Consider the following 14127-nt stretch of genomic DNA (forward strand, 5'->3'; position numbering starts at 1 on the left):
TTCCTCATACAACCTTACATTTTTTAGCAAAAGGGTATACTTGGTTACAGTATACCCCACAGGTACAGTAGACTCTAGCGTTATTTATTTCATCTTGCTGAGGTTGTTTTGCCATCTTTCCGTCTGGAATTTAAGCAGCTTGTCATAGCCGGCTCGTTTAGCATCCTCATTGGCTTTGCTTAAGAGGGAGCGCACTTCGTCATCGCTTTTGGCATACAGCGCTTTAGCAAAAACCTCCTGATAGATATCGTTGACAGCCGTCGCAATCGTTCCCTCTTCCGAATCCGGCAGCGGGTCCAGATTCGCAAACTCCGTAAAGTTCTTCGAAGTATTCCATGTGACTTTTTTCTGGGCCAATGTCGTCCAATTTTGTTTCTCTTCCGGCAGCTGCGCATCCATCAAAGCCTTGGTCTGATCGATGAAGGTGGTATTGCCCACCCAATTGAAACGGCCGATTCTTTCCTTGTCTTTATCAGCCTGTGGCGTATTCAGCCCGGCCTCATTCTGAATCGGCACCCCATCTGCATCCGATTCATCCCAGTAAAGGCCCTGGCGTCCAAAATTCAGGATACGCTGTCCCTCTTCACCCGTTGCCCAGTCCAAATAGGAGAAAATCGCTTCAGGGTCCTTCGCTTTCTTCGTTATCACAAGCACATTCCAGCCGAGCGAGCTGTAATTGTTCGGAGTGATCTTCTTCGCGTCAAGCCCTGCCTTATGAATCGGCCAGATGATGTCGTACCCGGACTCCGGATCAAGGGTCCGCAGCGCGTTGTTCGCATCCCGGCCCGGATTGACCACATCACCCTCCACGAATACAGCAACCCTGCCCGTCACAAGCTTCTCTGTTACTTGATTGCCCGTTTGTGTGAACGCATCCTGGGTGATCAGCTTCTCACGGAACAGCTTGCTGGCGTACAGCATGTTCTCGGTGAATATCGGATCCTCAAAAATTGACTCCAGCGCATTTCCCACCGGATTCGCCTTGGGCAGATAAGGCTTATTCTCGGCAAAACCGCCATACATCGTATCAATGCCCCGGCCCTTAGCCCCAATCTCCAGCGGAATCACATCACTGTACTTTTCCTTGACCTGCTTCAGGTAGGTATACAGGTCATCATAGGTTTCCAGCTTCGGGGAACCCAGCTCTTTATAAATCTTCCGGTTGATAATCCACCCGCCATTGCCATTGGGACTTGAGGTGTACCAGTTCGGGAACTGGTACAGCTTGCCGTCGTCGGAGCGGAGCATGCCCAGCGTGGCTTCACCGGCATTATTTTTCAGATTCGGATATTGATCAAGGTATTCATCCAGCGCCACAAGCATTCCTGCCTGCCGCAAACGCTCCACATTGGCACCACGGTCCATCATAATAACATCCGGAAGACTGCCCGAGGCAATCATCGTGCTGAACTTGGTTTCTGCGGCACCGCTGGACTGGATGGGTGTCATATTTACCTTAAGGGTATCTCTAATCCAGGCGGTTGTGGAATCCTTGCCCCACGGCTCTGTAGTGTCCCAATCGTAATTGCTGTAGTAACTGAAAGTGACCGGCTTTACGGTGCTTCCTACCGCTATGGCAGGCGCAGTATCAGTAGCTTTGGCAGTTTCCGCAGCAACAGGTTCTTTTGTCGGTTCAGCGGTGCTTTGAACGGTTGCATTGTTCGCTCCGCCACAACCCGACATCAGCAGCACCGAACACAATACAGCCGTCATTACCGGCAAGCTCTTGTTACGCTTCAAATGAGTAACCCCTCTCTAATGCTTACTATACGCACGCAAACTCTGAATCATAAGCAAACCATCCGCTTCAAGTGAAGCCGCCTATTCCTTTAATGAACCGATCAGCACACCTTTGACAAAATATTTCTGCAGGAACGGATAGACCATAATAATCGGCAAGGTAGCCACCATGGTTGTGGCCATGATCAGTGATTTGGATGTGACCGATTTCATCAGCGCCAGCCGGTCCTGAGCCGCCGCATTGGCACCGATGGACTGCAGCTGATCCGTTACGATATTGGAATTCAAAATCTGCTTCAGCAGAGTCTGGATCGGAATGAGATTCGGATTATTGATATAAATACTGGCCGAGAACCAGTCATTCCAGTGCCATACCGCAGTAAACAGTGACAGGGTCGCCACAACAGGTCCGGAAATCGGTAAAATAATCCGGATCAGTACACCGATGTGATTGCAGCCGTCAATCCGTGCCGACTCGGCCAGACCTGCGGGCAGCCCCAGAAAAAACGTCCGGAAAATAATCATGTTATATACGCTGATTAATCCGGGAATCACCAGCACCCAGAAGGTGTCCATCATGCCAAACTCGCGCAGCAGCAAGTAAGTTGGAATCAGTCCGCCGCTGAAATACATTGTAATGACGCAGAACACCATGAAAAATTTCCGGCCCATCAGCTCCTGTCTGGATAACCCATAAGCCAGAATGGCTGTGAACAGCACCGACAGAATCGTCCCGGCTATTGTCCGCAGAACGGAGACCAGGAACGCCTGACTGATCCGGCTGTCATGGAACACCACTTCATAATTGTCGAGCGTCGGGCTGCGTGGCCAGAATGTAATGCCGCCAAACGCCGTATCCGCGCCCGTATTGAAGGAGATCACCAGTGAATTCCAGAAGGGATACAGGGTGACGAAACCCAGCAGGATCAGCAGGAAATAGATGATCACTTGCAGTACTTTATCTCCCCGCGACAGCTTCATCATAACCTGTTCCCCGCTTTCCGATAGACTGTACCCACACTAGACCAAGTTTCCAAAAACCCATTCGACGTCCCTTTGCTTACCATAGGCTTGAGCCCATTTTCCTGGCCGCTTTGTTGGCGATAGCCAGCAAGCTGACGCTGACAACCGCTTTGAACAATCCTGCTGCCGCCGCATAAGAGAAACGGCTGTTCAGAATCCCCATGCGGTACACATAGGTGTCGATGACATCCGAGACGTCCCGCAGGATCGGATTGGTAGCCAGAATCAGAATGTCCTCAAAACCGGCATTCAGAATGTTGCCCACTGCCAGAATCATAAAGATGATAATAACCGGCCGGATACAGGGCAGCGTGATTAGCCCAATCTGCTGGAAGCGGCCCGCCCCGTCAATGGAAGCGGCTTCATACAAATGCGGGTCAATGCCGGCAATGGCTGCCAGATAGACAATCGCCGCAAAACCGATTTCTTTCCACACCCCCGTTCCAACGAGTATGCCCCAGAAGTATTCCGGCACTGACAGAAAGCTGATCGGCTCTGAGGTAAGATCCAGGCTCATCAGCAGCATGTTTACGCTTCCATTATCCGTCGAAAGCATCGACCCTACGAACCCGCCGACTATGACCCAGGAGAGAAAATGCGGCAAATAGCTGACAGTCTGAATGATCCGCTTGAACGCCATCCTCCGCACCTCATTCAGCATCAGTGCCAGCAGGATGGGTGCCGGGAATCCGAAGCATAGTTTCATCAGGCTGATGACAATCGTGTTGCGCATCACCGTCCAGAAGTCGGGCGAATTGAAGAATGCCTCAAAGTGCTTCAGCCCGACCCAAGGACTTTGAAAAAAACCGCCGAACAGCTGATAATCCTGAAAGGCCATCAGCACCCCATACATCGGCAGATAGCTGAATACGAAGATAAAGATCATTGCCGGTACAACCATCAGCTGAAGATCCCACTGCCTGATCCATCTGGACCAGGAAGAAACAGAATTCCCTTTCTTGTAAGATAAGGCCCTTGGTTCGATTTCCACATTTGTCATCCTTCCTGTGTCTTTGCTTTACACCTTAATCTTATGTCGCACAGGAAGGACGTACCAGTACCGTGGTCAACGAAAAATGTGGTCTGGCAATGATGACAATCAGCAGCTTGAATGCGGCCCAATTATCTATTCCTCTTCCTCCGGCAGCTTGATGGCCTTCACGTTGTCAATGTACAACGTACCACTGCCTTGGGTTCCGCTGCCTTGGGCCACATAGAAAGCAAATTCCTTGATAGAGCCCAGATCAATCACACCGTTGCCGCTGGTGGCCCACCCCGGTTTGGCAAAACCGGTAAATGGAAGAGTGACCAGCACTGGTGCAGTACCTTGGATCTTGAAGCCGGCTTCCCACACTTCACCGTTCGTCTCATGGAACTGGACAGCCAGCTGGCGGTTCGAGCCATCCGGCTGCAGCCAGAAGGATATCGCTTCCATCCCCGGCCATTCCTTGCCCATGCTGCGGTAGACCCCCGCGTAGCCGGGATTCCCGATCGTGTAATCCAGCTTCAGGCCGTAGGTGCCGCTGTTCGTATGGTAGGTGTCGAGTGTTACCGTCGCTGCGTTGCCTGAGATGTTGCGCTGCCATTTCGCACGCAGACTGCTGTTCGAACCGCCATACTCCTCAAAATCATCGATCATATAGCTGTCCACCGGCGGAGGGACAAACGGACCGTTTCCGGTTTCACCGTTGTTTAATGCGCGGGGATGGCTGTAAAGAGATTGAATGCCGCTGAGTGAATTTTTATCGGTCAAATATCCGGACCAGGTCATGAAATATACGTACCTCGGCTGTTTCTCCTGCAGCATCTCCATATCCGGCAGCTCCCCGTTCTCTCCGATCGCAATGGGTCTGCCGCCGCTCAGCTGCACCAGCTTGTTGTAATACGTATCACGGTAATCGTTGTTGTAAATATCCATCGCCAGCACATCCACCTCATCATGTCCAGGATAATAAGGGGCTGAATCATAGGCCCAGGAGCTTTCCGCATTCGGGCTCCACACCCAGATTAAATTGTCCAGCCCATGCAGGTTGGTGAAGCGGTCGTACATATTGTGCCACAGCTGCCGGAACAGCTCGGGACGCGCCCCCCACCAGAAGAATTCAGCGTTCATCTCGTGATAAGGCCGCCACAGCACCGGGATTCCTTCATCCCTTAGCTGCTGCAGATAACAGGCTACTTCGTCCATTTGTGCCGCCCACTGGTCATACAAGGCTGTACCGGGAGTTACGATATCCGTCATCTGGGCAACCGTAACATCGCCCGTGACACTTTCCCAGCCAGCCGTCGGCGCATCCATCGGCCTAGGCTCATGATAGGTCAGCGTCACCATGGCTCCCTCTTCGCTTTTCACAATGGCCTCGTCGATCATCGCCTGGCGTAATGCCCCGAAGTCCCCGCCGGTGTAATAGGCGAAATCCGAGCCCCACAATGCCGGGTAATACCCGGTCAGCTCTGCTGCCGTGTCATACCACAGGCTGGGTTGTTCGTAATAATTATGCTGCCCTGTATAAACGGCATTGCCCACCGTGGCATACAGTCGGTCCAGCAGCTCCACCGCCTCTTCTGAAGCATTCGGATTCACCGGATACATCTTCTCTGTGGTCACCTGGAGCGCACTCGCAGCTGACACCGCAGCGCCTTCGCTGACCGCCTTCACCTCGATGTCATACAAACCTTCCGGGGACAAGCCCTCCAGTTTGTACGCATATAGTGCTTGACCGGGAACATACGGCACCGTTACATGTTGCCACTCGGTATCGGCTTCTTTTTTATACGAAATCTGGTAAGACTTTACGCCAAAAGGACCTGTAGAAGCTTCCCATTCCAGATCGGCGGATACACCATCCTTACCCGTCACTGAGAATCCCTCGGGTGCCCCGGGTGCAAGCTCCAGCGGAAGCTGCGGAAGTTTGCCGACAACAACCTGATCAAGGAACAGCTCCGCACCCGTAGTGTTACTCACTGCAAGATGCATGGACTGGGCTGCTGCGCCGGTGAGTACCTGCTGCTCCAGCCGTTTCCAGCCTAAAGACGCCTCCGCTGGCAGCGGGTGCGTAATTATGTCGTTGTCCTGATAGACGGCAAGACTTACTGTAGCAGGCGGGACAGACGTGGCAGCTGAAGATCTGCTCCAGTACGAAACCAGATAAGAAGCATCACCTTCGGCGGCCATCTCAGAGGTCTTAATTCCTGATGGGTTCAGGAGCTTTAGCGCATACCCTCCCGAGTACGTGTCATAAGTTACTGTCTGCACGGTCCCCGTGGTTTCCCAAGGTTCTGTACTTCCGCTCTCGAAACCGCTATTAGAGACAAGGTTCGTCCCCGGAGTTGCTTCCAGTCCCATCACCGCATCTGAAATGTTACCTGACGCATCCTTGGAGCGCAGCATAATAGCGTACACTGAAAATGGATCCAGCTGACTTAGCGTATAAGTGTGCATTGTGACTGTCTCCTGATGGGGTATGGTCACTGTGCTCCAGTCCGGCGCGTCTGTTTTTTTGTACGACAGCTGGTAGGATGCTACGCCCATATCATCCGTTGATCCCGCCCAAGTCAGCTTTAACGCTTCCGGCTCATGCTCGGCCTGCCAGACACCGGGCGTTGTCGGCCGTTCGATATCCACATTTTCACGAATGACTGCATCGTCAATATAGTAATCCTTGCTGGTGCTGTTCCAGAACGATAGACGGACATGCTGATCCCCGGGAGCGGGGGTATACAGCAGCTGACGGTATTCCCAACTCGTCGAACCCGAGAACTGAAGACTTTGTTTGCCCTGCTGCGTGCCGAATGAATCCATATCAATTACAGCATGAGTCACTCCTGCTCCGGCGAATTTGACCCATAAACCGACACGATAGGTTTTGCCTTGCTGCACCGCCACAGACGCCGAGGCTCCCCCGGTATTCCGTTTCACCTGAAGACTTTTATCCCCTCCATGCTTTTCACTGGCAGTCACTACAGGGCTACCCCACTTCTCCCAGCCGACATCACCTGACTCAAAACCCGGATTACCGAGCAGATTCTCTCCTGCCGCACGCGATGGAGCAGGAAACACAGCGATCGATGCAATAAACAGAGCGACGGCCAGCCAACCATGGAACCATTTTTTGCCCGTTTGTGCAACCACTTTGTTCAGGCCTCCATTTGAAAAAGCCGGTTTATATTCGATATTGACATCGTCCGGCCCCTTCAATGTAAGCGTTACCATTTAACTGAACAAGAATCATTTGCAACGAAAAGTTTGTTTTAGCAACGACTAATTTGAAAAGGTCCCCCCTGCTGCTGTTTATCCCTGTCCGCAACTGCCGATGTACGAAAAGCTCCGTTGCCGCAGGAGACGGCGAGCACCTGTCCGCCTGCACAATCGACAGCAATCCCCTTCCAGCGGGGGGCGCCAAGAGATAGATTCTCCCACTCCTCCCAGGACAAACCTCCATCCCGGCTGCAGACGACCCGGGCCTCCGTTCCGGTACGAACCATCGGCTCACAGGCCAGAATCAGCAGGTCCTTGCCGGAGTTCCCCTTCCCCACAGCAAGCGCCGACACATTGAACCGTTCTCCCTCCCCGGCCGGGAACAGCTTGCTCCAGCTTTGCCCGTTATCCTCGCTGCGCCATAACCCTTCCGAGATAAATCCCGCATATAGGGTGCCTGCATGAGTGGGCGAAAACGCCACTGCATTTAATACAGAGGACGGGCTGCTGTACTGAAAAGGAAGTCCCGCACCGATGGATTGCCAAGTGTCCCCGCTATCCTTCGAGCTCCAGATCCCCTCCGTCCATTCCCCGAGCATAAGATGTCCTGCCTGATGGTAATCCGTGTCCAGCAGTTGATTGGCTCCACAGGCATTTTTGACCTGATAGACAACTACCGGCAGCAGCTCAGCTTCAATCCACTTCTTCTGATGCGGCAAAGTTGTTATATGCACCGGAGGACGGAATGCCGTCCGTTCCCAGGATTCTCCCCCATCTCTGGAGCGGTAGATTCCAGCTCCGGAGGCCATCTCACCGTCCACAAAAGCATAGAATGTCCCTGGCTTGCCCCTATCTTCACGCAGTGCCTGGACGAACAGACCCGGACCAAGGGAAAGTACGGCTGCCGCACTGCCGCCTCCGTCACGGCTCCGTGCAATGCAGGCCGTTCGCCCATGTCCGACAAGCCCGTACAGATAATGCTTGTCGTCTGTTCCGGACATGACGGCAGCAGTACTGCCTGAGTAGCCATCCAGACCCGGTAAATTGCGGAAGGTCTGCCCGCCATCCTCCGTGATCTTGGGCGGATGGTCTGCCATCGTGACGCAGAACTTCCCCGGCTGCACCGTGTCAGCGATCACCGCTTCCATGCAGGTCGTTTCCAGCCCCCGGAAATGATTCGCCCGCCAGCTCTTCCCCCCATCCTCGCTGATTGCAACTCCATACCAGTTGCATAGATAGAGGCGGTCCTTGCTGAAGCGGTCTACGATGATTTTGGAGATCGCCCAGCCTGTTGCCGCCGCCCGGGACCCTCCGCTGAAATGATCCATATACGCCGGAAAGCCGCTTAGGTCTTCATCGGAATAAGGATGGAGCAGTTGCCAATGTCCACCCCCGTCACAGGAAACATACAGTGGAATCGGTGGACACTCCTTCATATGCGGCCGCAGATCCGGGGCCGTGTACCATCTTTCCGTCCGATGGCAGTCCTGCACAACGGTCCCGTATCTCTGTCTGCCGGGCAGCAGACCTTCTTCCGTGGAAGACCAAGTCCTGCCGCCATCGGTGCTGCTCCGGATTCCACCCCATATCGTAGCCGCCAGCAGATGCTGGTTATCAAGGCTGTCGAATGACAGCTCGGCAAAGCTGGGCCCTTCCTGCAGCAGCTCCCAGGATTCTCCCAGATCAGAGCTGACATACAGCTTGCCTGACCTGCCACGGGGCTGATCCTGAAGCAGACCCAATACACCGCCTTCGCCGACTTCTACATAATCCATGTTCAAATCGTCATCGCTTATTGTTCCGGCATACAAGACACCGGGAACAGAGGGGTGAAACGCAACGCAGCCAAACCGTTCCTCTGGAAGCCCCGTGCGTCTCCAGGTCTCGCCTTCATCCCGGCTGATCCAGAAGCCGCCGGTATACCCTCCGGCGGCCATTATGTCCGGGTGGTGAGGGTCTGCCGCGATCACCTCACCGTACATCCTGGTAGGACCATTGCCGTAGAATCCCATACCCGTGCAGACTTCCCGCCAGCTATGCCCGCCATCGGCGGATTTATGGACCGATCCGTAGAACTTCCGGCTCCTGACCTCCCCGGAGCAGCGAAACAGCACCTCCGGGTGATGCGGACTGATCGCAAAGCTCTGCACCTGATGGTGATACGCCTTCGTCAGCCCGCCATTCAGCGTTTCCCAGGTCTCCCCGCCATCGGAGCTGCGGAAGACACCCGCGACATCGCAGCGGGCGTACACAATCCCGCTTATGCCCGGGTGCTGAATAAGCCCCGTGATATACCCGCCTCCACCCAGTGTAGCCGGAGTCCAGACATGCGCGGTATTTTCGATATTATCCATAATGCTTAATACCTCCTCTACATCTCTTCAAGCTTACACCCGGGCTTCAGTTATGGGCATCCCTGCGAACAACGAATTGTGCCGCTGGGCAAGGAAGATATTTTCATCAAAAAGTTATAAAACTACCCATTCACACAAACAGAAATGGTAGTCATTGCATCTCTTATACTATCCAACCGGAAAGAGGTGTTAACTATGACAGAACGTGCAAGAATTCGCAGGGCCATTGCTGCACTGCGTGCGCAAAGAGCCATTCTGCGCGAACAGCTGGAAGAAATTAATGAGAATTTACGCAGAGTGCCTAATCCAAGCCGGGCCAGACGGGAACTTTTGGCAGCGAGGGTAGCTATCAGAGAAGCATTGCGTTTAAATGCCATCGCCATTCGGCTTTTGCGCAGTGTGCTGTAACCGGATTATGCTGAAGTTAGTGCAGTAGCAGGTATCCTGTGAAATAGTTTATCGGGCATCCTTTGGGATGCCCTTTTTTTGTAGGCTGATCCTTTATATCCGAAAAAAAAAGAGCACCGGGACTCTCCCCGAATGCTCTGTTCTCTGTTGCCAAGACGGCTTAAGCACGGCTTTCCTGCTCTTCCGGCTGTAGCCGGAGTGCCAGTTCTGGAAATCTATCTTCGCATGCTTTAATCTCTTGGATAATCCATTGCCATTATATCCATAAAAGGCACCTTGACCAGCTCTTCCTTACAGCTGAGATGCACCTTACCCGTGCGCGGGTCCATGCCGACAATCTGCCCCCGGACCTGATCTTCCTTGCCCCAAACCGTCAATAGCACTTCAGAGGCCTCCTGCATCGCTTCCGTCAGTTGATTGCCGATTTCCTCCAGCACAAATTCATCTCTTGTCGGCCGTTTGGCCACCTTTGCTTTTGCCACACTATTCCTCCGTTAAAATAAAACTGTTTCCACTCTACGTAGCTTAACATTTCCTGCAGGTCTGAACAAGGTAATCGTGATTTGCTCCTTCTGCTGTAGAGAGTAGTTCCACTCATGTCACGAATCTCAGAATCGACCTGGGAAGCTGATCGGTGCAACTCATCAGCTCCAGTTCGCGCTCAAATAAAAGGAGTCGCTGGCGCTTCCCTGCCAACAACTCCTTTTGTTATTTTCTTTTATAGCTCTTAGCCCAACTTAATGTCATTTCTTGAAAACTCACCTGTCTGCGCCAAGTCCTATGAGTGGTTTCCCACTCGTTAACAGCTTGCTTATAAGGTGTGTAAAATCGCCAATCACTAATATCCCAGGAACAATAAATTTTTCGATAAAATTTTCCGAATGGAATGTCTTGAGAGTATCTTCGTACGGCCTTACTTGCCTGTCGTTTTATCCAACGACTTGCCTGGTCTTTACTTACGGGTGTTTTCTTAATGCTTCTACTCAAATCAACTCTAACCTCCTTCAGGGAAGCTAGAGTCCGTCTAGTAATTTCATTGATTCACCCCTTATTTTTCCATATCCAGATAATAAACCGATTAACTCACTGAAGCAACTATTCTTTTAGCATGTAATCCAGAAACTGCTCGATGAAATCAAAATCATTTACGGATCTTTAATTCGCTCTGATTCTGCATGCTGCTTGCTCCAAAGAAAAAAGCCGCTGATTAATCAGCGACCTCCTCTCAAAACATTAAAATATATTTGTGGGGCTACAAATGCTAAGAACCAAAATAAAATAAATATGAATAATGAAGCTTGCCCCTAAAATTAGAAACGGCATGATCAGTAAACATAGTTCACGAATGGATAACATGCCAAAAACCCCTCCTGCTCAATAGTTCTGCAAAAGAGATTCCATACCTCGAAAGTATGAAGAACGGCTCCTCTGGCGAATGCGAAAACGTGTTGGACTCAATTCCGGAACTTGTCCACAAGCGCACTATACACCTCATATCTGTTCTCCCATACTATTTTCCGGTTATCGAATGGCTTACCGTCCAGCAGCGCTGAGATCACCTCCAGACAGACATGCCACCCGGAGAGGTCTTTGGCTGTATGGTCCGTAATTTTGCCTATGGTTTCGATTAATTGCAGGCGGCAGCCTTCCCGCTCCGTAAGCAGCTCAAAACGAACCTTGTCCTCTCCCCATATAAATTCCAATACGGAGTTCCGCTCAAAATCAGTAATCTCTAATTCCAAAAAGGTACCGTCCTGCATATCAAATTCGATGATCCCGCCAGTCCGTAAATCCTTTACCCTCAGCTCGGAGAACCATTCCTTCAGCAGTTCATTTTGAGTCAACATCGCCCAAACGCGATCCACAGAATGCTTGTAATGGAATTCAAAGGTGGCTGTGAAGCCTTTCTTAACCGCTATAATCTCAGCAATCATTGATAGTCCCCCTTTCCTGTGATCAATAATATGCTTATCCTTTAAACTGTAAAGTGATCCGCAAGAAGAAGTGATGCCTAAAGTTCAATAAATATAATTTTGAAAAAACCCAGATATTTCTTTTTTTCTTGAATATCACCTATAAAATGAGTATTGTCTTTTACATCAGGAACGCTGTAGACGGAGAACAAGATAAAATTTTCTCTTAAAGTCAGTGAATCCAGCAATGATTTTGCGATCTGGTTCATAATTGCTCCTGACTCCCCGACTTTAAATATCTCATCTGGCCGATTCATTGCATAATCCACAAAATCAGCTCTAGTCGGATTTGAGACTGCCAGTAGGATCAGAATGATTATCAATCCGAGCACCATACCCGTCTTTTTCTTAGTGGATCTGTGAGTAGTTCTTCCTGGGTTTACATCATAAGTCTTCTCCATTTCATCCCCTCCTGTGAAAACCTTAAACCATTTGGTTCTTTATGTAAATTGCAAACCTCTCCTTCAGTTTATGGTGCAGCGTACACGCAAACGGACAACCGCAAGGTTGCCCGTTCATTTAACCCGTATTTAGGAAAGAAGCTTATTAAACAACATAGTCTTCCAGTGAAATCCGGCTGCCGCCCAGACTGGCTTGGGGTCCCGCACCCACCCCAAGGGTCAGCTGTACCTGATCGCCGCTTAAAGTCCGGTATTGGACCGACAGGTCATCTCCGGTGCTAAACTCCGGCGCTTTATTCGTCATTGCCTCAGCAAAAGCAGGCAAGTCGCCAAATCCCAGCTCTGTTGCCTCTTTCACCGGAACAGCCTCCACGACGGCTCCTCCCGGCATTCCTGTAGCCGTAACCTCCAGGTAGTCCTGCCGTTCTTTCAACTCGTAGCCCTGGGACAAGTAGACAGCAAAGTAGACTTTGCCTGCCTTCCCGAACAGCGCCTCCTGCGACTTGATCCATTCCCCTTTGGGCAGAACCCCTACGATGGAGTCTTTCTCTCCTTCCGGAACGGGATACAAGGAAAGGACCGTACTCCTGTGAAACAGCACCTCCATATGCGGACTCTGATGGCGGGGATCGCCTTCCCGATAGCCTTGACCGGGATGGAAGAAATACAGCCGGTTGCTCCCTCCCTGTACGCCAATTGGCAGTGAGAAGGCCCAGCGCAGCTGTTCGTTGTCAAATTCCTCTACCCGCTCCCACATACCTCCAGCCGCATAAACCTCCGTGATATAAGCGTATGAATGCAGCAGCGGCTGAGGATCCGGGTCACTTGGCACAACCTTCCGGGTCAGCTTCTTGACTTCGGCAGGTACGCTCCGGTCCAAAGCAGCGGACCGTACCTGCTCCGGCGCTTCATAGAATAATAATCCGGCATATTCGGTTCGCGGCATCTCCGCAGGCAATTTGAAGTCTCCAAACTGCACATAATCATGCAGCACATTGCCGTCCGCCGGAACATCATGCGGCCACCCCCGGGAATGTGCGCCTACCCAGGCGCCCTGCAGGTAGAAGTGCCCCCGTTCCTTCCACAGATAATCCAGCATTTCTGCCAGAATGTCTTTGATTTTAGGGTCCTCTTCCAGCTCCCAGGCACAGGTAAATGCCTGCACCCAATGCCAGAACCACGGCAGGCTGCCATACTCCGGCATGCCATTCCCACGGATATAGGCCAGTGTATTCTGCAGGCTGAGCAGTCCGTCTTCGCATAACTCCTCATCATCAAACAGCTTGCCGAAGATCAGCTTCGCTGCAGTATATTTAGCTTCATGATGCCCGAAGGTCACCACCGGTTTGCGGTAAAATCCGCTACGGTAGATATGGCCGATGGCCGTATGAAAAGCAATTCGGAGTCCTGCACTGAACTCGCTGGAATACCGCTTGCAGAACCAAGCCATCAGGCTGCCCATAATTTCCACCGGAAGCTCATGCGGCAAGGCCTCCCGCGGCACCGGGTTCAGGCCAAGCGGCCAGTGTCCGTATAGCGCAGTCCCGGGCTGTCTGTTCTGCAGCAGAACGGTTTCCAGCAGCACGGCTTCTGCTTTCTGCTTCGCTGCTACACGGTCAAAGGGCAGCTCGCGAGACGGGTCTGCGGCAGCTGCGAACAGGTAAGAGGCATAATAAAAATTATTACGCACATCATCGTGGAACCAAAGACCGCTCTCCAGCAGCGGACGGCTCTCCGCTTCCAGCGCTACATTATATATAATTTCATCCTGTCGAATTTTATAAGGACTCTGAGTATGATTGAAATCCACCATTACCGGCTTCACCCTCCATATTTTAAGTTTCTTTTTATCGATCCTTGCCCACTCTCAGGAATCACGACTTCAACAACATCCCCTTCACTCTCCCTGAACCTTGTATTTCAGTCTATTGTGCACGCTTTCGGTTCATATGGCAATCTCTAAAACGACAAACGAACTAAATTAAACGCACTAAAAAAGATTATCACTTGCCAAATGAACGTAAATGGAT

10 protein-coding genes are annotated in these 14127 nt (G+C 51.6%); 1 reads left to right on the forward strand and 9 read right to left on the reverse strand.

The genetic code is table 11. The annotated features are described in order from the left end of the window. Window positions 1-84: 84 nt before the first annotated feature. The 5 genes from NST07_RS19540 to NST07_RS19560 form a co-directional block, all read right to left on the reverse strand. Entirely contained in the window at window positions 85-1740 is a 1656-nt protein-coding gene (locus NST07_RS19540; protein ID WP_341378901.1) for an extracellular solute-binding protein, read from the reverse strand. An 81-nt stretch (window positions 1741-1821) separates the two neighbouring features. Next, on the reverse strand, window positions 1822-2724 hold the full coding sequence (locus NST07_RS19545) for a carbohydrate ABC transporter permease (RefSeq protein ID WP_341378902.1): 903 nt from the start codon (window positions 2722-2724) through the stop codon (window positions 1822-1824). 76 nt (window positions 2725-2800) lie between these two features. Beyond that, window positions 2801-3763 carry an ABC transporter permease subunit gene (locus NST07_RS19550; protein WP_341093908.1) on the reverse strand — a complete coding sequence of 321 codons (963 nt, stop codon included), beginning with the start codon at window positions 3761-3763 and terminating at the stop codon, window positions 2801-2803. 126 nt (window positions 3764-3889) lie between these two features. Next, window positions 3890-6976, reverse strand: a complete 3087-nt coding sequence (locus NST07_RS19555) for a glycosyl hydrolase (protein ID WP_342479978.1) — start codon at window positions 6974-6976, stop codon at window positions 3890-3892. A 38-nt stretch (window positions 6977-7014) separates the two neighbouring features. Next, complete coding sequence (locus NST07_RS19560) at window positions 7015-9315, reverse strand: hypothetical protein (RefSeq protein ID WP_341093910.1); 2301 nt, start codon at window positions 9313-9315, stop codon at window positions 7015-7017. A 195-nt stretch (window positions 9316-9510) separates the two neighbouring features. Between NST07_RS19560 and NST07_RS19565 the strand changes: the two genes are divergently transcribed. Continuing rightward, a complete protein-coding gene (locus tag NST07_RS19565; RefSeq protein ID WP_076109421.1) occupies window positions 9511-9723 on the forward strand; it encodes a hypothetical protein in 213 nt (70 codons plus the stop codon). A 230-nt stretch (window positions 9724-9953) separates the two neighbouring features. Here the strand turns inward: NST07_RS19565 and NST07_RS19570 are convergent, their stop codons facing one another. The 4 genes from NST07_RS19570 to NST07_RS19585 form a co-directional block, all read right to left on the reverse strand. Continuing rightward, on the reverse strand, window positions 9954-10205 hold the full coding sequence (locus tag NST07_RS19570) for a YolD-like family protein (protein WP_341093911.1): 252 nt from the start codon (window positions 10203-10205) through the stop codon (window positions 9954-9956). A 972-nt stretch (window positions 10206-11177) separates the two neighbouring features. Continuing rightward, window positions 11178-11657: an SRPBCC family protein gene (locus NST07_RS19575; RefSeq protein WP_341093913.1), complete on the reverse strand. Its 480-nt coding sequence runs from the start codon at window positions 11655-11657 to the stop codon at window positions 11178-11180. A gap of 77 nt (window positions 11658-11734) precedes the next feature. Beyond that, a complete protein-coding gene (locus NST07_RS19580; RefSeq protein WP_341093914.1) occupies window positions 11735-12097 on the reverse strand; it encodes a hypothetical protein in 363 nt (120 codons plus the stop codon). Between the two features lie 145 nt (window positions 12098-12242). After that, window positions 12243-13910: a hypothetical protein gene (locus NST07_RS19585; RefSeq protein WP_342479979.1), complete on the reverse strand. Its 1668-nt coding sequence runs from the start codon at window positions 13908-13910 to the stop codon at window positions 12243-12245. Between the last annotated feature and the right edge of the window lie 217 nt (window positions 13911-14127).

The sequence above is a fragment of the Paenibacillus sp. FSL L8-0340 genome, assembly GCF_038593145.1.
In the GTDB taxonomy this organism is placed as follows: Bacteria; Bacillota; Bacilli; order Paenibacillales; family Paenibacillaceae; genus Paenibacillus_AQ.